An 18,877-nucleotide genomic window follows, 5' to 3' on the forward strand; every position below is an offset into this window, starting at 1 on the left:
CCGGAGCGGTTGTTGCCGCGGCAGGCCCGCTGTGCCATTGTGGCTCCGTGGATCAAGGGGTTGGCGCGTCTCCAGTCTTCTCCGCCCAGGCGGAGATCGACGGCGGCCATCTCCGCGTCCTGGTGACCGGCGAGGTCGACATGGCCACCGCCGACGTCATGTACCAGACCGCGCTGCGGGAGCCGGCCGAGCGGGTGACGCTCGACCTCCGGGCGGTCACCTTCTTCGACTCGGCGGCGATCCACGCCGTGGTCCGGCTGGCCCAGCACCTCCCCGACGCGCTCACCGTGCTGCCGTCGCGGCAGGTCCACCGGGTGCTGGACATCTCCGGCCTGGGCGACCAGGCCTGGCTGCGCCCGGCCTGAGCCCTCCCGCCGCCGGGCCCGCCGCCGTCGCGCGCCGGAGCGCCGCCGGCCGCGCGGTCAGTCCGCCAGCCGCCGGCGCAGCGTCACCTCGGTCCCCTCGGCGGTACGGGTCACCGACAGCTCCCCCAGCGCCTCGATCAGGGACAGTCCCCGGCCCCGGAAGCCCGATCCGGTCGACTCCCGCCACCGGCCGCTGTCGCGCACGGTGGCGACCACCGTGCGGTCGGAGATGGTCACCTCGACGCTGATCGTCGGCTCGACCGGCTCGACCGGGTGCTCGATGGCGTTGGCGGCCGCCTCGGAGACGGCGACGGTCAGGTCGAACAGGTCCGTCTCGGTGACCCGGTGCGCGACGAGGAAGTCCTCCAGCCGCTTGCGCAGCAGGCTGAGCCGGGTGGGATCGGCCGGCAGCCGCAGCGCGAACCGGTCGAGTTCCGCCGCCTCCAGGGCGAGCACCGCGACGTCGTCGCGCAGGGGCCGGCCGGCGACACGCTCCACCACGGCGTCGATCAGGTCGGTCACGTGCTCGCCGGGGGTGGCCGCGTCCTGCCGCAGCGTGGCCAGCGCGGCGTCGATGCCGCGCTGCCGGTCCTCGATCAGCCCGTCGGTGTAGAGCAGCAGCCGGTCACCGGCGGCCAGCGCCCCCTCGACCGTCCGGTAGGTCGTGTCGGGGATCGCCCCGACCGGCGGCCCGAGCGCCCGGTCGTGCAGGAGCGCCACGTCGTCTCCTCGGATCAGAAGGGGGGACGGGTGACCGGCGCTGGCGTACCGCAGCCGGCCGGTGCGGGGGCTGAACCACAGGCAGAACACGGTCGCGAAGGAGCGGCCCTCGGCGGTGCCGACGAGCCGGTTGAGCCGGGTCAGCGAGTCACCGGGGTCGAAGCCCTCCAGGACGTACGCCCGCAGTCCGTTGCGGAGCTGGCCCATCGCCGCGGCCGCCCGCACGCCCTTGCCGACCACGTCGCCGATCGCCAGCACGAGCTCGTCGTCGCCGAGCGCGATGACGTCGTACCAGTCCCCGCCGACCTCCACGTCCGCGCTGCCCGGCAGGTAGCGGCTGGCCACCACGGCGCCCGGCAGCTGCGGCAGCGACCGGGGCAGCAGGCTGTGCTGGAGCGTGGTGGCGATGCGGTGCTCGGCCTCGTAGAGCTGGGCGTTCTCCAGCCGCACCCCGACCAGCCGGGCGAGCTGGGTGAGCGCGGCCTCGTCGGTGTAGGTCCCGTCGCCGTCCGGGCGCCAGACCCGCAGCTCCCCGAGCCGTTCGCCGGCGGTGCCGGTCAGCGGCAGCACGAAGGAGGGCTCGATCGAGGCCAGCCCGCCGCCGTCGGCCTCGAAGCGCATCCCGGTGGCCGAGACCGCCACCCGGGCGGCCTCGGCGAGGCTCAGGGCGTGCCGCGCGGCGACCTGGAGCACGTCGGCCGTGGAGCGGGCGGTGTTGACCGCGACCGCCGCATCGGCCAGGGCCCGCAGCCCACGGATGATCTGGCCGCGCAACTGGCCCAGCTCGACGTTGGCGCGCACCCGGGCGGTCAGCTCCTGGCCGGAGAAGGGCTTGGTCAGGTAGTCGTCGGCGCCGACCGCGAGCCCGGCGACCTCCTCGGCGGAGCCGGCCCGGGCGGAGAGCAGCACGATCGGCACGTGCCGGGTACGCGGATCCGCGCGCAACGCGGCGACCAGCCCGAACCCGTCCAGCCGGGGCATCATCACGTCGGTCAGCACCAGGTCGAACGAGCCGTCGACGGCGTGCCGCAGCGCCTCCACGCCGTCGGTGACCGCGACCACCTCCCAGGACGGGGAGAGCAGCCGGGTGACGTGCTCGCGGAGGTCGGCGTTGTCGTCGGCGACCAGGATCCGGCCGGCCGCGCCGGTCCCCCGGGTCGACCCACCGCCGCCGGCCGACCCGGTGGTGCCGGTCCAGAGCGCCGTCTCCGTGACGTAGAGGTCGGCCTGCGCCAGCTCGACCTGCGCCGGGGTGCCGGAGTCGACGACCCGCTCGGCCGGCAGGTGGCCGGCGCCGAACGGAACGGTCACCGTGAACGTGGTGCCCTCGTCGACCCCGCTGCGCACGGCCACCTCGCCGCCGTGCATCTCGACCAGCTCGCGGACCAGCGCCAGACCGATCCCGGTGCCCTCGTGGCTGCGCGACCGCACGCCGGGGACCCGGTGGAAGCGCTCGAAGATCTGCGGCAGTTCCTCCGGCACGATGCCGACGCCGGTGTCGGTGACCTCCAGCCGGGCGGCCCCGTCGACCGCGCGGATGCGCACCCGGATCTCGCCGTCGAAGGTGAACTTCACCGCGTTCGAGACCAGGTTGAGCACGACCTTCTCCCACATGTCCCGGTCCACGAAGACCGGCGCCGGCAGCGGCGGGCAGTCCACGACCAGGCGCAGCCCGGTCCGCTCGGTGGCCGAGCGGAACGTGCTGGCCAGGCGGGCGGTGTAGTCGGCGAGGTCGGTGGGCTGGTAGCGGGCGGCGAGCCGCCCGGACTCCAGCCGGGAGAAGTCGAGCACCGTGTTGACCAGCTTGAGCAGCCGCAGCGCGTTGCGGTGCATGGTGGTCAGCCGGTCGGTGTACGCCTCGGGCAGCGTCGGGTCGGCCAGCAGGTCCTCCAGCGGGCCGAGCACCAGGGTCAGCGGCGTGCGGAACTCGTGGCTGACGTTGGCGAAGAAGTTGGTCTTGGCCCGGTCCAGGGCCGCCAGCTCGGTGGCGCGGGCGCGTTCCTGCTCGTACGCCTGCTGCCGCCCGACGGCCCGGGAGATCTGCGCGGCGACCAGGTCGAAGAAGTCCCGGTACTCGTCGGTGAGCGGCAGCCGGCGGGCGAGGCCGACCGCCAGCGTGCCGACGGTCTCGTTCCCGGCGGTGACCGGCAGCACCAGCGCCTGGCCGGTCGCGTCGGCCGGGGCCTCGGCGAGCAGGTCCGCCACGGCGACGGTGGCGGCGCCGGCGGCGGCGGCGAGCCGCGCCGGTGGGGGCGTGACGACGGCCCGGCGGTCGACGCCGCTGCACCCGGCCAACGCCACGTCGCCGGCCGCGTCGGGCAGGTGCACCAGCGCGAACGGCACGTCCGACCGGTGCCGGTCGAGCACCGCCGCGGCGACCCGACCGAGTTCGGGCCTGCTGTCCACCTCGGCCAGCTCGGTGCCCAGCTCGGCCAGCAGCCGCAGCCGGCGCTCCCCGATCACCCGGCCCGTGGTCTCGTTGACGATGCAGAAGACACCGTCGACGGTGCCGTCGGCGCCCAGGATCGGGTCGTAGGAGACGTCGAAGTACGTCTCCTCCAGGAAGCCGCGGCGGTCGAGCGCGAAGGGGTGGTCCTGCGCGCGGTACGACCGGCCGTCGCGCCGGACGCCCGCCAGCAGCGGCCCGAGCACGCTCCAGGTCTCCGCCCAGTGCTCGCGGGCCGGCCGGCCCAGCACGTCGGGGTGCTTGTCACCGATCGTGGGGCGGTAGGCGTCGTTGTAGAAGGCGAGCTCGTCCTCGCCCCAGAACATGACGATCTGCGCGCTGGAGGCGAGCATCATGCCGATCGCCGCGCAGAGCGTCGTCGGCCAGCGGTCGGGGGTGCCGAGCGGGTGGGCGGACCAGTCGAGTCGCCGCAGCAGCTCGCCCATCTCACCGCCGCCGGCGAAGGCGGCGGCCAGCAACGGGGGGAACTCGGCGTCCCGGCCTGCCTCGGACGGGCAACCCCCGTCCACGCCCCCCTGGGCCGAGCTCATAGTTCCTCCCGCTCCGGCCATCACCGCCTCGGCCCGGTGATCCAACCGGCCGTGCCCGCTTGGTACCCCGACGGACGAGCAACGTAACGCATGCAGCCCGGCGTGCGCTGTTTACGTTCGCCTCACCCGGCTGCCATCTTCCGACAGCGGCGTCGTGGGATCGGGTCCACACGGGACGGCTGGTCAGCCGAATCCGCACCAGGGCGGCATTTCAGTCCCGTGCACGGGACGATACCGCGCCGCCCAGGTATTGCCCGGCGAGCGACTGTGATGTGCGACACCCCCGACCGTTCCCCGACAGTGGGGGAAGGGGGTGTCACCGACACGCCGGTCCGGCCCGGCCGGGTGGCTCAGCCTTCCCCGGTGGCCCGGTTCTCCCCGGCGGCCCGGCCTTCCCCGGTAGCCCGGTTCTCCCCGGCGGCGCGGACCAGGGCGGCGATCGGTCGGGGGTCGGGCTCGTTCTCCGGGTGCCACTGCACGCCGAGCAGGAAGGGCCGGTGCGGATCCTCGACCGCCTCGACCACCCCGTCGTCGGACCAGCCGGTCACCGTCAGCCGGCCCGGGTCGGCCACCGCCTGGTGGTGGTAGGAGTTGACCCGGCCCACGCCGGCCATCACCGTGGCGGCCAGGCTGCCCGGGGCGAAACGCACGCCGTGCCCGCCGTAGACGCCCGGGGCGGGGCGGTGCAGGTCGTGCCCCACCAGGTCCGGCAGGTGCTGGTGCAACGAGCCGCCCGCGGCGACGGCGAGCAGCTGCATCCCCCGGCAGACGCCGAGCACCGGCAGGTCGGTGTCGAGCGCGGCGGTGAGCAGGGTCAGCTCGCCCGCGTCGCGCCCCGGCCGGGTCTCGGTGCGGGGTGCCGGCGGCTGGCCGTACCGGGCCGGGTCGACGTCCGCGCCGCCGGCCAGGAGGAGCCCGTCGAGCAGCCGCAGCACGTCCGCGTCGCGGTCGTCCGGGGGCAGCACCACCGCCCGGCCGCCGGCCGCGGTGACCGCCCGGACGTACGCCTCGGGCACCAGCACCGCCGGCACGTCCCGCCACACCCCCCAGGCGACCGGCTCGATGTACGCGGAGATCCCGATCAGTGGCCGGCTCACAGCGGGGTGACGTACGCGCCGGTGATGCCGCCGTCCACGACGAACTGCGCGGCGGTCATGAAGGACGAGTCGTCGCTGGCCAGGAACGCCACCGCGGCGGCGATCTCCTCCGGCTTCCCGAACCGCCCCATCGGCACGTGCACCAGCCGGCGGGCGGCCCGCTCCGGGTCGGCGGCGAAGAGCTCCAGCAGCAGCGGGGTGGCGACCGGGCCGGGGCAGAGCGCGTTGACGCGGATGCCCTCGCGGGCGAACTGCACGCCCAGCTCCCTGGTCATCGCCAGCACCCCGCCCTTGCTCGCCGTGTACGCGATCTGCGAGGTGGCCGCCCCCATCAGCGCCACGAACGACGCGGTGTTGATGATCGAGCCCCGGCCCTGCCGGCGCATGTGCGGGATGACGTGCTTGCAGCAGAGGTAGACGCTCGTGGTGTTGACCCGCAGCACGCGCTCCCAGGCGTCCAGCCCGGTGGTCAGGATGGAGTCGTCCTCCGGCGGGGAGATGCCGGCGTTGTTGAACGCCACGTCGATCCGCCCGTGCCGCTCGGCCACCCCGTCGAAGAGGTCCCGCACGGCCGCCTCGTCGGCGACGTCCGTGGCGACGAACTCGCCGCCGACCTCCTCGGCGGCCCGCCCGCCCGCCTCCGGGTCGACGTCCACGCAGACCACCCGGGCCCCCTCGGCGGCGAACCGCCGCACGGTGGCCAGCCCGATCCCGCTGCCCGCTCCGGTGACCACTGCCACCCGGTCCTCAAGACGACCCCGCACCTGCTCACTCCTCCGTTGCGATGAACACGTTCTTGACGTCGGTGAAGGCGTGCAGCGCGTCCGGGCCCAGCTCGCGGCCCAGCCCGGAACGCTTCATCCCGCCGAACGGCGTCCAGTACCGCACCGAGGAGTGCGAGTTGACGCTGAGGTTGCCCGCCTCCACGGCCCGCGCCACCCGCACCGCCCGGCCCACGTCGCGGGTCCAGATCGAACCGGACAGGCCGTACTCGGTGTCGTTGGCGAGGCGGATCGCGTCGGCCTCGTCGTCGAACGGGAGCACCGAGACGACCGGGCCGAAGATCTCCTCGCGCCAGTGCCGGTCCGCGGCCGAGTCGGCGAGCAGCACCGTCGGGGCGTACCAGAAGCCCGGACCGTCGGGGCGGGAGCCGGTGAAGGCGACCGTCGCCCCGTCGACGTACCCGGCCACCCGGTCGCGCTGGGCGGCGGAGATCAGCGGGCCCATCTCGGCGCTCTCCCGGGCCGGGTCCTCCACGCGCAGCGCGCGCACCGCCGGTTCGAGCAGTTCCAGGAACCGGTCGTACACCGGCCGCTGGACCAGGACCCGCGACCGGGCGCAGCAGTCCTGACCGGCGTTGTCGAAGACGGCGTACGGGGCGGTGGCCGCCGCCCGCTCCAGGTCGGCGTCGGCGAAGACGAGGTTGGCGCTCTTGCCGCCCAGCTCCAGGGTCAGCCGCTTCACCTGCGCGGCGCAGCCGGCCATGATCCGGGTGCCCACCTCGGTGGAGCCGGTGAAGCAGACCTTGCGGACGGCAGGGTGGGTGACGAAGCGCTCCCCCACCACGGGCCCTCGGCCCGGCAGCACGGTGAACACGTCGTCGGGCACGCCCGCCTCGCGCGCCAGCTCGGCCAGGCGCAGCGCGGTCAGCGGGGTCAGCTCGGCGGGCTTGAGCACCACGGCGTTGCCGGCCGCGAGCGCCGGCGCGAAGCCCCAGGCGGCGATCGGCATCGGGAAGTTCCACGGCACGATCACCCCGACCACGCCGAGCGGCTCATGGAACGTCACGTCCAGCCCGCCCGGCACGGGGATCTGCCGCCCGGTCAGCCGCTCCGGCGCGCCCGCGTAGTAGTCGAGCACGTCGCGGACGTTGCCCGCCTCCCACCGCGCGTTGCCGATGGTGTGCCCGGCGTTGCGCACCTCCAGCCGCGCCAGCTCCTCCAGGTGCGCGTCGACCACCGCCGCGAACCGCCGCAGCACGCGCGCCCGCTCCCCCGGCGCCACCCCCCGCCAGCGCCGGAAGGCCGCGTCCGCCCGCGCGATCGCCGCATCGACCTCCTCGACCGGCGTGTCGGCCACGAACCCCACGACCTCCCCGGTCGCCGGATCCACCACCTCACTCACGCGCCCACCCCCTCCCTCCATCCGTACCCCCGCCCCCTACGTCCCCGGCCCCCGGTCCCCGGGCGGCGTCGATCATGCAGTCGTGGTGCCTCACGAAAGCCGCCGATCGCCATCAGCCGCCCACCAGAACTCCATGATCGACGGGGTCGGGGGGGGGTGGGGTCAGAGGCGTTCGAAGCCACGGAAGAGTTCCCAGTCCGTGACGGCGGCGTCGTAGGCCGTCAGCTCGATCCGCGCCTGGTTGGCGTAGTGGGCCGCCACCTCGTCGCCGAACGCCTCGGCGGCCACCGTCGAGCCCTCCCAGAGGGCCAGGGCGTCGCGGAGCGTGCCGGGGACCCGCTCGGCGGCCGGGTCGTCGTACGCGTTGCCGGTGCACTCCTCGCCCAGTTCCAGCTCCCGCTCGATGCCGTGCACCGCGCCGGCGACGAGGGCGGCGATCGCCAGGTACGGGTTCACGTCCGCCCCCGGCACCCGGTTCTCCACCCGCATGCCCTGCCCGTGCCCGACCAGGCGCAGCGCGCAGGTGCGGTTGTCCGTGCCCCAGCGCAGCGCGGTGGGCGCGAACGACCCGGGCTGGTAGCGCTTGTACGAGTTGATGTTCGGCGCGAACAGGAGGCTGAACTCGCGCATGGTGGCCAGCAGACCCGCCAGCACCCGCTGCCCGGTCACCGACAGGTGCGCCGGCCCGTCGCCGAGCATCGCCGACCGGCCGTCGGCGTCCCGCAGCGAGAAGTGGATGTGGCAGGAGTTGCCCTCCCGCGCGTTCGGCTTGGCCATGAAGGTGATCGACATGCCCTCCTGGGCGGCGATCTCCTTCGCCCCGTTCTTGTAGATCACGTGGTGGTCGGCGCAGGCCACCGCCTCGTCGTAGCGGAAGGCGATCTCGTGCTGGCCGAGGTTGCACTCCCCCTTCGCGCTCTCCGGCGTCAGCCCCGCCCCGGCCATCTCCCGCCGGATGCGGCGCAGCAGCGGCTCCACCCGGGCGGTGCCGAGCAGCGAGTAGTCCACGTTGTACTGGTTGGCTGGCGTCAGGTCCCGGTAGCCGCGCTGCCAGGCGTCCTCGTACGAGTCGCGGAACAGCACGAACTCCAGCTCGGTGCCGGCGTACGCGGTCAGCCCGTGCGCGGCCAGCCGGTCGAGCTGCCGGCGCAGGATCTGCCGGGGCGAGGCGACCACCGGGGACCCGTCCAGCCAGGCCAGGTCGGCCAGGAGCAGCGCGCTGCCCGGCTGCCAGGGCACCCGGCGCAGCGTGTCGAGGTCCGGCACCATGGCGAAGTCGCCGTAGCCGCGTTCCCAGCTGGACATCGCGTACCCGTCGACCGTGTTCATGTCGACGTCGACGGCCAGCAGGTAGTTGCAGCCCTCGCTGCCGTGCGCGACCACCTGGTCGAGGAAGTAGGGCGCGTGGAACCGCTTGCCCTGCAACCGGCCCTGCATGTCGACCAGGGCCAGCACCACGGTGTCGATCTCGCCCTCGGCGACGGCGACCCGCAGCTGTTCCAACGTGAGCGGAGCTTTCCTCATCGGCGGGCCTCCATCACCAAGGTCTACTGGCTAACCGGTCGACCGTCAATGCCCTCCCCGGCCTCCCGGCAACCGCCCCGGGCGCCGGGGGTTGCCGGCCGCGCCCTGTCGAGCTGCCCCGTGCATGAGACCGCCACGCACCGTGCCCGACGAGCCGGCCCGAGGCCGAGGCCGAGCCGGGCGAGGATGGGCGGGCCCGGGCGCCGCGCCTGGTGGGGCAGCTCGACAGGCGGCCGGGCGGCCGGGCACGACCCCGTGCCGGCCCGCCCGACACCCGCGTCGACCGCCACGCGGCCGGACGGCCGGGGGCCGGGCAAATTGCATTGCCGTTTCGGCTGGTCCGACGCATCCTTGAGCCCGTGACCAGGCCCGATCGCGACGGGCCACCGCCGGGCGCTCGGACCGCCCGGCACGCGGCGGCGCGGGGCACGTCACCTCTCTCTCACCGTACGGCGCTGCGCCGTACCCGACGCCCGCCCCGCGCCGCCGCCCACACCGCATCGCATCGCACCGCCCCGCAGCCCCGCCCCGCAGCCCCGCCCCGCAGCGCACCGCAGCGCCCCGCACCGCACCGCAGCGCACCGCAGCACATCGCAGCGCACCGCAGCGCATCGCCTCAGGCGAGCAGCAGGCCGGCGACCCAGAGCGCCGTGACGAGCAGGCCGGCGAGGAACTCGACCAGCATGGAGAGGCCGGCCGCCGCCACCGCCTGCTTCGTCGCCGGCCAGGCCAGCCGGGAGTCGCCCAGCCGGAGCCGCTCCGCCGCCCACACGCCGCCGACGAAGCCCAGCACCAGCCCGATCACCGGGATCACGAAGAAGCCGACCAGCCCCAGCAGGCCGCCGGCGAGCAGCGACGAGGTGGGCACTCCGGTGCGTTTCAGGTTCCGCCCCGGCCAGGCGTACTTCACGACGGTGCCGCCGGCGACGACCACGGTCGCGGCGGCGAGCACCGCCCAGCGGCCGGGACCGGCGCCGCCGAAGATCGCCCAGACCAGCACCCCGCCCCAGCACAGCGGCAGCGCCGGCAGGCCGGGCACCACCACCCCGGCCAGCCCGGCGAGGATCGCCAACCCGGCGAGTACGGCGACCGCTGCCTCGCTGTCCGTCAGGCTCATGCCGTCGCTCCCTCGTCGTCGCCGCGCAGCCGGGCGGTGATCTCCGCCGCCGGGGCGGGCGGGCCGAAGAACCGTCCCTGCCCGGTGTCGCAGCGCAGCGCGCGCAGCCGCTCGGCCTGCACCCCGGTCTCCACCGCCTCGGCGGTGACCCACAGCTCCAGCGCGTGCGCGAGCCGGACCAGCGCGTCCACGATCCGCTCGTCCCGGTGGTCGGCCACCGCCTCGGCGTCCTCGCCCCGGATGCCCTCGACGAACGGCCCCGCCAGCTTCAGGCAGTGGATCGGCAGCCGGCGCAGGTACGCCAGGTTCGAGTAGCCGGTGCCGAAGTCGTCGATCGCCAGCCGTACGCCGAGGGCCGCCAGCCGGTGCAGCGACCGCAGCGGCTCCCCCGCGGTGCCCATCACCGCGCTCTCGGTCAGCTCCAGTTGCAGCAGGTCCGCCGGCAGCCCGGTGGAGGCGAGCGCGTCGGCGACGGTGTCCACGATCCCCGGGTCCTCGGCCTGTCGCGCGGCCAGGTTGACGCTGACCACCAGCTGGGCCCGGGGGAACTCCCGCCGCCACGCCTCCGCGTCCCGGCAGGCCTGCCGCAGCACCCACTCGCCGAGCCGGACGATCAGGCCGGTCTCCTCGGCCAGCCCGATGAACCGGTCCGGCCCGATCAGCCCCAGCTCCGGGTGCTGCCACCGGACCAGCGCCTCCACGGCCAGCATCGAGCCCTCCAGCAGGGACACGATCGGCTGGTAGTGCACCACGAACTCGCCCCGGTCCAGCGCCGCCGGCAGCCCGGCGGCCAGGGCGGAGCGGGCGATGTCCCGGGCGCCGCGCTCCGGGTCGTAGACCGCCCACCGGCCCCGGCCCTCCGCCTTGGCCCAGTAGAGCGTGGTGTCGGCGGCCTTCATCAGCTCCGAGGCGCTCGTCCCGCCGACCGGGCACTCGACGATGCCGACACTCGCCGAGACCGCGAGCTGGTGCTCGCCGATGCGGACCGGGGCGGAGACCGCGGCCAGGGCCACCTCGGCGACCCGTACCGCGTCGTCGAGCCCGGCGCCGTCGTCGACCAGGATGACGAACTCGTCTCCGCCCATCCGGGCGACGAGGTGACCGCGGCCGGCGACGCACTCGGCCAGCCGCCGGGCGATCACCACGAGCAGCCGGTCGCCGAGGTCGTGGCCGAGGCTGTCGTTGACCGCCTTGAAGCCGTCCAGGTCGAGGAAGCAGACGCCGACCCGGTGGGCCGCGTCGGCGCCGTCGAAGACCCGGCCCAGTGTCTCGAAGAACAGGGTCCGGTTGGGCAGGCCGGTGAGCGGGTCGTGCAGCGCCTGGAAGCGCAGCCGCTGCTGGAGTTCGTACCGCGCGGTGATGTCCTCGATCATCGCGACGGTGAACCGCGGCCGGCCGTCGTCGTGGCGGATCAGCGAGACGGACAGGTCCGTCCAGACCACGCTGCCGTCCTTGCGGTAGTAGCGCTTCTCCACCCGGGCCCTGTCCTGCTTGCCCTCGATCAGCTCCTGGTAGAGCTCCCACATCCCGGCCGCGTCGTCGTGGTGGAACAGCGAGGCCACGTTGGTGTGCCGCAGCTCCTCGATGGAGTAGCCGAGCATGTCCGCGAACGCCTGGTTGACGTCGATGATCTGACCGTCGACGCCGGCGATGCCGATCCCCGTGGCCGCCCCCACGAAGACCGCACGGAACCGGGCCTCGCTGTCCCGCAGGGCCTGCTCCACCTCGTCGCGGGCCTGCCAGGCCGAGCGGGCGATCCGCTCCTGCTGGGCGAAGGTGCGGTCCCGCAGGGCCCGGGCGAAGCCGGCGGCGAGCCCGGCCTGCAACGCCGCGACCCGTTGCGTCGTCCCGTCCCGGTGGGCCCGGCCCGGCAGCACCCGGGCGGGGAACCGGCCGCCGAGGGCCCGCACCGACCAGTCGAGCACCCGGGGCTCGGTCAGGTGCGCCTCGACCAGCGCGCGCCCCACCTCCTCGGCCGGCCGGGGCGAGAACGGCTCGGCGAGCAGGGCCTGGGCCAGCCGCACGGTGTGCAGGTGCAGCAGGCGCTCGGTCTCGGCGGCGCTGAGCGGCACGAAACCGAGCCGGCGCACCGCCCGGGCCCACTCGGCCGCGTACCGCTGGGCGCCCGACCGGCTGAGGTCGTCGCCGCCGGGATCCGGGACGGCGGCCATCGGATCAGGCGGTGGGTTGGTCGTACCGGGCGACGCCGCCGAAGGCGCCGAACCGCTCCGGGTGGTCGTCCACGTCGGACGGCGAGTCGGGGCGCCACAGCGGCATGTGCACCACGCCCGGCTCCAGCAGCGTCCAGTCGCCGAAGAAGCTCGTCACCTCGGCCCGGGAGCGCAGCGTGATCTCGGTGTCGGTGCGCGCCGAGAGGCGCTGCGCGTCGAGCATCTCCTGCGGCTGGTCCTCGAACGTGGAGTGCGAGATGACCAGGTGGCTGCCCGGGGCCGCGGCGGCCCGGAGGGTGGCCAGGACGTCGCCGGGGCGGTCGGCGTCGGGAACGAAGTGGACCACCCCGGCGAGCAGGATGCCCAGCGGCCGGCCGAAGTCGAGCAGCCCGAGGTCCCGGGCGCCGGCCAGGATCCGCTCCGGCTCGCGCAGGTCGGCGTGGATCACCCCGGTCAGTTCGTCGCCGGCGAGCAGCTCCCGGCTGTGCGCCACCGCGACCGGGTCGATGTCGACGTAGACCACCCGGGCCTTCGGGTTGGCCGCCTGGGCGACCTCGTGCACGTTGCCGACGGTGGGGATGCCGGAGCCGACGTCGAGGAACTGGTCGATGCCGGCGTCGAGCAGCGTCCGCACCGCGCGGCGCAGGAACTCCCGGCCGGCGCGCATGGTCGCCGCCAGGTTCGGGGTCATGGCGGCGATCTGCTCGGCGAGCTGCCGGTCGATCTCGAAGTTGTGCGCCCCGCCGAGGAAGTAGTCGTACACTCGGGCCGCGCTCGGCCGGGAGAGGTCGATCTCGGCGGGAAGTCCGTCCGGCATCTGCACTGCTGCACCTCATGGTCGTCGCCGCGGTGCGGGAGGCAACCGGCGTCGGGTGCGTGGGGCACGCGAGGCACCGGCCGACCCGCGGGTCGTGTGGTGCTCACCACTCTAGGCCGCGAACTCCCGGCTCCGGGAGATCCCATGACCCACTTCGTCGGGCGGGGTGCGGGGGCCCGGCTGCGGGTCAGGCGGCTTCGAGCAGCAGCGAGATGCCCTGCCCGACGCCGACGCACATCGTGGCCAACGCCCGCCGGCCGCCCCGGCGGCGCAGCTCCAGCGCGGCCGTCAACGCCAGCCGGGCGCCGCTGGCGCCGAGCGGGTGCCCGAGCGCGATCGCCCCGCCGTTCGGGTTGACGTGCTCGGCGTCCGCCGGCAGCCCCAGCTCGCGCAGCACCGCGACGGACTGCGCGGCGAACGCCTCGTTCAGCTCGATCACGTCGACCGCGTCGAGGCCGAGGCCCAGGCGGTCGAGCAGCTTCCGGGTGGCCGGCACCGGCCCGACGCCCATCACCCGCGGCGGTACGCCGGCCGCGGCGGCGCCGGTGACCCGGGCCAGCGGGGTGAGGCCGTAGCGGGCCACGGCCCCCTCCGAGGCGACCAGCAGTGCCACCGCGCCGTCGTTCACGCCGGAGGAGTTGCCGGCGGTCACGGTGCCGCCCTCGCGGAACGGGGTGGGCAGCGCGGCGAGCTTCTCCAGCGAGGTCTCCCGGGGGTGCTCGTCGACCTCGACGAGCTTCGTCTCGCGCCGCCCCGCCGGCACGGTCACCGGCACGATCTCCTCGGCGAACCGGCCGTCGGCCTGCGCCTTGGCCGCCCGCTGCTGCGACCGGTACGCGAACTCGTCCTGCTCGGCGCGGCCGACGCCGTACTCGGCGGCGACGTTCTCCGCCGTCTCCGGCATGGAGTCGATGCCCCACTGCTTCTTCATCAGCGGGTTGACCAGCCGCCAGCCGATGGTGGTGTCGTAGACCTCGGCGGTGCGGGAAAACGGGGTGGTCGCCTTCGGCATCACGAACGGGGCGCGGCTCATGCTCTCCACCCCGCCGGCCACCACGAGGTCGGCCTCGCCGGCGACGACGGAGCGGGCCGCGGTGGCGAGGGCGTCCAGGCCGGAGCCGCAGAGCCGGTTGACCGTGCTGCCCGGCACCTCCTCGGGCAGCCCGCCGAGCAGCGCCGCCATCCGGGCCACGTTGCGGTTGTCCTCGCCGGCCTGGTTGGCGCAGCCGAGGATCACGTCGTCCACCCGCGCCCAGTCCACCGACGGGTGTCGGGCGACCAGTTCGCGGATCACGTGTGCGGCCAGGTCGTCGGGGCGGACGCCGGCGAGGGCGCCGGCGTACCGGCCGATCGGGGTGCGGACACCGGCCACCAGGTATGCCACGGTCATCAGCGCGATCCTTCGGGGGGTGGGAAGGGGCGGGGGCGGGCGGTTCCGGGTCGCGGGGACGCCCGGCAGCCAGGATATCCGCGCGCGCAGCGGATAGGTTGGCGGCATGGCCCGGGCCCAGTTCAGCGCAGAGACCAGCGGCGGCGGCGAGTTCGTCCGCCAGCCCAACCGGTTCACCGGTCGGGTCACCCCGGACTCCGACTCCCCGCCCGGCGGCGGGCCGGACGCGCAGGGCCGGTGGCCACTGGAGCCGGGCCGCTACCGGCTGATCTGGTGCCGGGCCTGCCCGTGGGCGCACCGGGCCCGGATCGTGCGCGGACTGCTCGGCCTTCAGGACGCGATCTCCCTCGGCACCGTGGACCCGGTCCGCGACGAGCGGGGCTGGCGCTTCGCCCTCGACCCCGACGGGTTCGACCCGGTGCTCGGCATCGGCTTCCTCTCCGAGGCGTACCTAACCACCGATCCCGACTACACCGGGCGGGTCACCGTGCCGGCGCTGGTCGACACGCGCACCGGCCGGGTGGTCACCAACGACTATCCGCAGCTCACCCTGGACCTGTCCACCCAGTGGCGCAGCCTGCACCGGCCCGGGGCGCCGGACCTCTACCCGCAGGCGCTGCGGCCGGAGCTGGACGCCCTGATGGCGGAGATCCACCGGGACGTGAACAACGGCGTCTACCGGTGCGGCTTCGCCACCTCGCAGGCCGCGTACGACGAGGCGTTCACGGCGCTGTTCGCCCGGCTCGACGCGCTGTCGGAGCGGCTGGCGGGCCGGCGCTACCTGATGGGCGACGCGATCACCGAGGCCGACGTGCGGCTCTTCACCACCCTGGTCCGCTTCGACGTGGCGTACCACGGGCACTTCAAGTGCAACCGGCACAAGCTCACCGAACTGCCGGTGCTCTGGGCGTACGCGCGGGACCTGTTCCAGACCCCGGGCTTCGGCGAGACGGTCGACTTCGACCACATCAAGCGGCACTACTACGGCACCCACGCGGCGATCAACCCGACGGGGATCGTCCCGCTGGGCCCCGACACCTCCGGCTGGACCACGCCGCACGGGCGTGGCTGAGCCGCGCCGGGCCGGCCCGCGCACCGCCCCGCCCCGGGCCGCCGCCGCCTCGGCGTCCGCCGCCTGCGTCGCGGCGGGCGCGGTCGCCGTGACCGTCGCCGTGGTCGCCGGTCCGGGGCCGGGTCCGACCGGGTACGTCAGCGAGGCGGGCGTCACCGACAGCGCGTACGCCCCGGCGTACCGGATCGGGGTCTTCGCCCTGGCCGCCGGGCTGCTGCTGCTCGCGGCGGCGCTGCCCCGGGTGCTGCGGGCGGCGGCCGGGCTGCTCGCGGTCGGGGGCGTCTTCACGCTGGTCTCCGGGGCGGTGACGTGCAGTGCGGGCTGCCCGCTGCCGCCGTTCGAGCGGGCCACCACGGCGGACCTGGTGCACGGCGCGGCGAGCATCCTCGCGGTGGCCGCGGTGGTCTTCGCGATGCTGGCGATCGCGCTCACCCGGGCCGCGTCGCCGGGGTTGCGCCGGCTGGCCGCGGTGGCCCTGGCGGCGGCCCTGCCGCTGGCGGGCGCGACCGCCGTGGCCCTGGTCGCCGTCGGGCGCGGCGGCCTGATCGCGGTCCTGGAGCGGCTGCTGCTGCTGGTGGCCGTCCTCTGGGGCGCGGCCACCGCGACCGCCGTCGCCCTGCGCCGGCAGGCGAGGGCGCCCCGTCGACGCCCGCGGTAGCCGGAGGCCCCTTCCGCACACCCGCTGTAAGGAGCGTCACCGTGACGGCTCCTTCCGCTGCATCGACCACCGGCGCTAGCCTCGGCGGCGATGACCAACGTCTGGCACCTGACCGTGCGCCTGTATGTCGACCTCCGACTGCAGGCCAGCGGCGTCTGTCCGGCGCAGCCGCTCTCCTGACGCTGCCCGTTCCGACCTCCAGACCCTGGGACACATCCTCATGGCTTCCGCCCTGCGCAAGATCCCCTTCTCCGTGCAGATCCTGCTCGGCCTCGTCCTCGGCGTGGCGCTCGGCTTCCTCGCCCGCGCCAACGACCTGAGCTGGCTCGCCAGCACCCTCGACACCGTCGGCGGCCTCTTCGTCCAGCTGCTCAAGCTGGCCGTGCCGCCGCTGGTCTTCACCGCCATCGTGGTCAGCGTCGTCAGCCTGCGCGGGGTGACCAACGCCGCCCGGCTGGCGCTGAAGACCCTGCTCTGGTTCGGCGTCACCGCGCTGATCGCGGTGGGCGTCGGCATCGGGCTCGGCGTGCTCACCGACCCGGGCCGCGGCGTCACCCTCGACACCGCCGGCGCCACCGCGCCCACGAGGACCGGCTCGTGGACCGACTTCCTCACCGGCATCGTGCCGACCAACCCGGTCGGCGCGTTCGTCGACGGCAACGTGCTCCAGATCGTCTTCCTGGCCCTCGTCGTCGGCGCGGCGGCGCTGCTGGTCGGCGAGGCCGCGGAGCCGTTCGTGGCGATCAACCGCGCGCTGCTGGAGATCGTGCAGAAGGCGCTGTGGTGGGTCATCCGGCTCGCCCCGATCGGCACCCTCGGCCTGATCGGCAACGCCGTCGCGTCGTACGGCTGGGACCTGGTGGCCCCGCTCGCCAAGTTCACCACCGCCGTCTACGTCGGCTGCGCGATCGTGCTCTTCGTGGTCTACCCGCTGCTGCTGGTGGGTGCCGGCCGGCTCAACCCGCTGCGCTTCTTCGCCGGCGCCTGGCCCGCGATCGAGCTGGCCTTCGTCTCCCGCTCCTCGGTGGGCACGATGCCGGTGACCCAGCGCTCGGTCGAGCGCCTCGGCGTCCCCCGCGAGTACGCCTCGTTCGCGGTGCCGTTCGGCGCCACCACGAAGATGGACGGCTGCGCGGCCATCTACCCGGCGCTGGCGGCGATCTTCGTCGCCCAGGTCTTCGGGGTGGACCTCGGGGTCACCGACTACCTGCTGATCGCCTTCGTCTCGGTGGTCGGTTCGGCGGCCACCGCCGGCCTGACCGGCGCGATCGTGATGCTCACCCTGACGCTGAGCACGCTGGGCCTGCCGCTGGCCGGCGCCGGCCTGCTGCTGGCGATCGACCCGATCCTCGACATGATCCGCACCGCCACCAACGTCGCCGGCCAGGCGCTGGTGCCGACGATCGTCGCCGCCCGCGAGGGCACCCTGGACCGGGCCGCGTACGACTCGGCGGGCCGGCGGCCGACGCTGGCCCCGACCGACGCCGAGGCCGGTGCCGGCCCGCGCCGGTCCGAGGACCTGAGCCCCGTACCGGCCTGAGCCACCCGGCACGCCCGCGCACCGGGCCGGGACCAACGTCGCCGGCCGAGCCGCGGCACCACCCGACGAGTCGGGGAGGGCCCCACCCCGGGGCCCTCCCCGCGCCCGGAGAGGATGACCCCATGAGTGCCCTGTTCACCCCGCTCACCCTGCGCACGGTGACCCTGCCCAACCGGATCGCCCTGGCGCCGATGTGCCAGTACACCGCCGGCCCGGACGGCCTGCCCACCGACTGGCACCTGGTGCACCTGGGCGCCCGGGCGGTCGGCGGCGCCGGCCTGGTGATGACCGAGGCCACCGCCGTGCTGCCCGAGGGGCGGATCAGCCCGCAGGACACCGGGCTCTGGTCCGCCGCGCACGTCGACGCCTGGCGGCCGGTGACCGCGTTCGTCGCCGCGCACGGCGCGGCGCCGGTCGTGCAGCTCGCGCACGCCGGGTTCAAGGCGTCGACGTACCGGCCGTGGGCGCCCCGGCGGGGCGGGGTGCCCGACGCCGAGGGCGGCTGGACGCCGGTCGGCCCGGGGTCCGCGCCGTTCGTGCCCGACTACCGGGTGCCGACCGCGCTGGACGAGGCGGGCATCGCCGGCGTCGTCGAGGCGTTCGCGGCGGCCGGCGGCCGGGCGGTCGACGCCGGGTTCGCGGCCGTGGAGATCCACGCCGCGCACGGCTACCTGCTGCACGAGTTCCTCTCCCCGCTGACGAACCACCGCAACGACGGCTGGGGCGGGGACCGGTCCGGCCGGATGCGGCTGACCCTGGAGGTGGCGCGGGCGGTCCGCGCGGCGGTCGGCGAGGACGTGCCCGTGCTGACCCGCATCTCGGCCACCGACTGGGAGCCGGCGGGCTGGACGGCGGAGGACAGCGTGGTGCTCGCCGGCGAGCTGGCCGCCGCCGGGGTGGACCTGGTCGACTGCTCCTCGGGCGGCGCGTCGGCCACCGCGACCGTCCCGGTCGGCCCGGGCTACCAGGTGCCGCTGGCCGCCCGGGTGCGCCGAGAGGCGGGGGTGGCCACCGGCGCGGTCGGCCTGATCGTCGAGCCGGAGCAGGCCGAGGAGATCGTCGCGTCCGGCGACGCCGACCTGGTCCTGCTCGGGCGGGAGCTCCTGCGGGACCCGTACTGGCCACACCGGGCCGCCGCCAAGCTCGGCGCCACCCCCACCTGGCCCGACCAGTACGCCCGCGCCACCTGACCCACCCGCCCCCTCCCCCGCGGCCCTCGGTCGATCATGAGGTTGACGGCGATGTCGATCTCCATCGGTGCCGCCAACCTCATGATCGACGATCG

Annotated in this window: 14 protein-coding genes; 5 read left to right on the forward strand and 9 right to left on the reverse strand. The window is 74.9% G+C overall.

Annotation, left to right across the window (positions count from 1 at the left end; all coding sequences use genetic code 11):
* Nucleotides 1-47: 47 nt before the first annotated feature.
* Complete coding sequence (locus AB0G08_RS07060; RefSeq protein ID WP_358084334.1) at nucleotides 48-365, forward strand: STAS domain-containing protein; 318 nt, start codon at nucleotides 48-50, stop codon at nucleotides 363-365.
* 57 nt (nucleotides 366-422) lie between these two features.
* On the opposite strand, the gene AB0G08_RS07065 is transcribed toward AB0G08_RS07060, so the two are convergent.
* The 9 genes from AB0G08_RS07065 to pcaF form a co-directional block, all read right to left on the reverse strand.
* On the reverse strand, nucleotides 423-4,082 hold the full coding sequence (locus tag AB0G08_RS07065; protein WP_358084336.1) for a SpoIIE family protein phosphatase: 3,660 nt from the start codon (nucleotides 4,080-4,082) through the stop codon (nucleotides 423-425).
* A gap of 350 nt (nucleotides 4,083-4,432) precedes the next feature.
* Nucleotides 4,433-5,179 carry a gamma-glutamyl-gamma-aminobutyrate hydrolase family protein gene (locus tag AB0G08_RS07070; RefSeq protein ID WP_358084339.1) on the reverse strand — a complete coding sequence of 249 codons (747 nt, stop codon included), beginning with the start codon at nucleotides 5,177-5,179 and terminating at the stop codon, nucleotides 4,433-4,435.
* A complete protein-coding gene (locus tag AB0G08_RS07075) occupies nucleotides 5,176-5,943 on the reverse strand; it encodes a 3-oxoacyl-ACP reductase (RefSeq protein ID WP_334607230.1) in 768 nt (255 codons plus the stop codon). Before AB0G08_RS07075 ends, AB0G08_RS07070 begins: the two co-directional genes overlap by 4 nt.
* Nucleotides 5,944-5,947: 4 nt before the next feature.
* Nucleotides 5,948-7,324, reverse strand: coding sequence for an aldehyde dehydrogenase family protein (locus AB0G08_RS07080; protein ID WP_358084341.1), 1,377 nt, complete (start codon nucleotides 7,322-7,324; stop codon nucleotides 5,948-5,950).
* A 141-nt stretch (nucleotides 7,325-7,465) separates the two neighbouring features.
* On the reverse strand, nucleotides 7,466-8,827 hold the full coding sequence (locus AB0G08_RS07085; RefSeq protein WP_358084344.1) for a glutamine synthetase family protein: 1,362 nt from the start codon (nucleotides 8,825-8,827) through the stop codon (nucleotides 7,466-7,468).
* 616 nt (nucleotides 8,828-9,443) lie between these two features.
* Nucleotides 9,444-9,944 carry a DUF456 domain-containing protein gene (locus tag AB0G08_RS07090; protein ID WP_358084347.1) on the reverse strand — a complete coding sequence of 167 codons (501 nt, stop codon included), beginning with the start codon at nucleotides 9,942-9,944 and terminating at the stop codon, nucleotides 9,444-9,446.
* The gene (locus tag AB0G08_RS07095) at nucleotides 9,941-12,115 is read right to left on the reverse strand and encodes an EAL domain-containing protein (RefSeq protein ID WP_358084349.1); all 2,175 of its coding nucleotides are present in this window, start codon (nucleotides 12,113-12,115) and stop codon (nucleotides 9,941-9,943) included. The genes AB0G08_RS07090 and AB0G08_RS07095 overlap by 4 nt, the downstream gene beginning before the upstream one ends.
* 4 nt (nucleotides 12,116-12,119) lie before the next feature.
* On the reverse strand, nucleotides 12,120-12,938 hold the full coding sequence (locus AB0G08_RS07100; protein WP_358084352.1) for an SAM-dependent methyltransferase: 819 nt from the start codon (nucleotides 12,936-12,938) through the stop codon (nucleotides 12,120-12,122).
* 181 nt (nucleotides 12,939-13,119) lie between these two features.
* Complete coding sequence (pcaF, locus tag AB0G08_RS07105; RefSeq protein WP_358084355.1) at nucleotides 13,120-14,322, reverse strand: 3-oxoadipyl-CoA thiolase; 1,203 nt, start codon at nucleotides 14,320-14,322, stop codon at nucleotides 13,120-13,122.
* A gap of 106 nt (nucleotides 14,323-14,428) precedes the next feature.
* Between pcaF and AB0G08_RS07110 the strand changes: the two genes are divergently transcribed.
* The 4 genes from AB0G08_RS07110 to AB0G08_RS07125 all read left to right on the forward strand — a co-directional run bounded on the left by AB0G08_RS07110 (nucleotide 14,429) and on the right by AB0G08_RS07125 (nucleotide 18,782).
* A complete protein-coding gene (locus tag AB0G08_RS07110; protein ID WP_358084358.1) occupies nucleotides 14,429-15,394 on the forward strand; it encodes a glutathione S-transferase C-terminal domain-containing protein in 966 nt (321 codons plus the stop codon).
* Complete coding sequence (locus AB0G08_RS07115) at nucleotides 15,387-16,052, forward strand: DUF998 domain-containing protein (RefSeq protein WP_358084361.1); 666 nt, start codon at nucleotides 15,387-15,389, stop codon at nucleotides 16,050-16,052. The genes AB0G08_RS07110 and AB0G08_RS07115 overlap by 8 nt, the downstream gene beginning before the upstream one ends.
* A 232-nt stretch (nucleotides 16,053-16,284) precedes the next feature.
* Nucleotides 16,285-17,592, forward strand: coding sequence for a dicarboxylate/amino acid:cation symporter (locus tag AB0G08_RS07120; RefSeq protein ID WP_358084691.1), 1,308 nt, complete (start codon nucleotides 16,285-16,287; stop codon nucleotides 17,590-17,592).
* Nucleotides 17,593-17,714: 122 nt separating this feature from the next.
* Complete coding sequence (locus tag AB0G08_RS07125; protein ID WP_358084365.1) at nucleotides 17,715-18,782, forward strand: NADH:flavin oxidoreductase/NADH oxidase; 1,068 nt, start codon at nucleotides 17,715-17,717, stop codon at nucleotides 18,780-18,782.
* The last annotated feature ends 95 nt before the right edge of the window (nucleotides 18,783-18,877 follow it).

Origin of the sequence: Micromonospora sp. NPDC023644, from assembly GCF_040640115.1 — a bacterium.
Lineage (GTDB): Bacteria > Actinomycetota > Actinomycetes > Mycobacteriales > Micromonosporaceae > Micromonospora.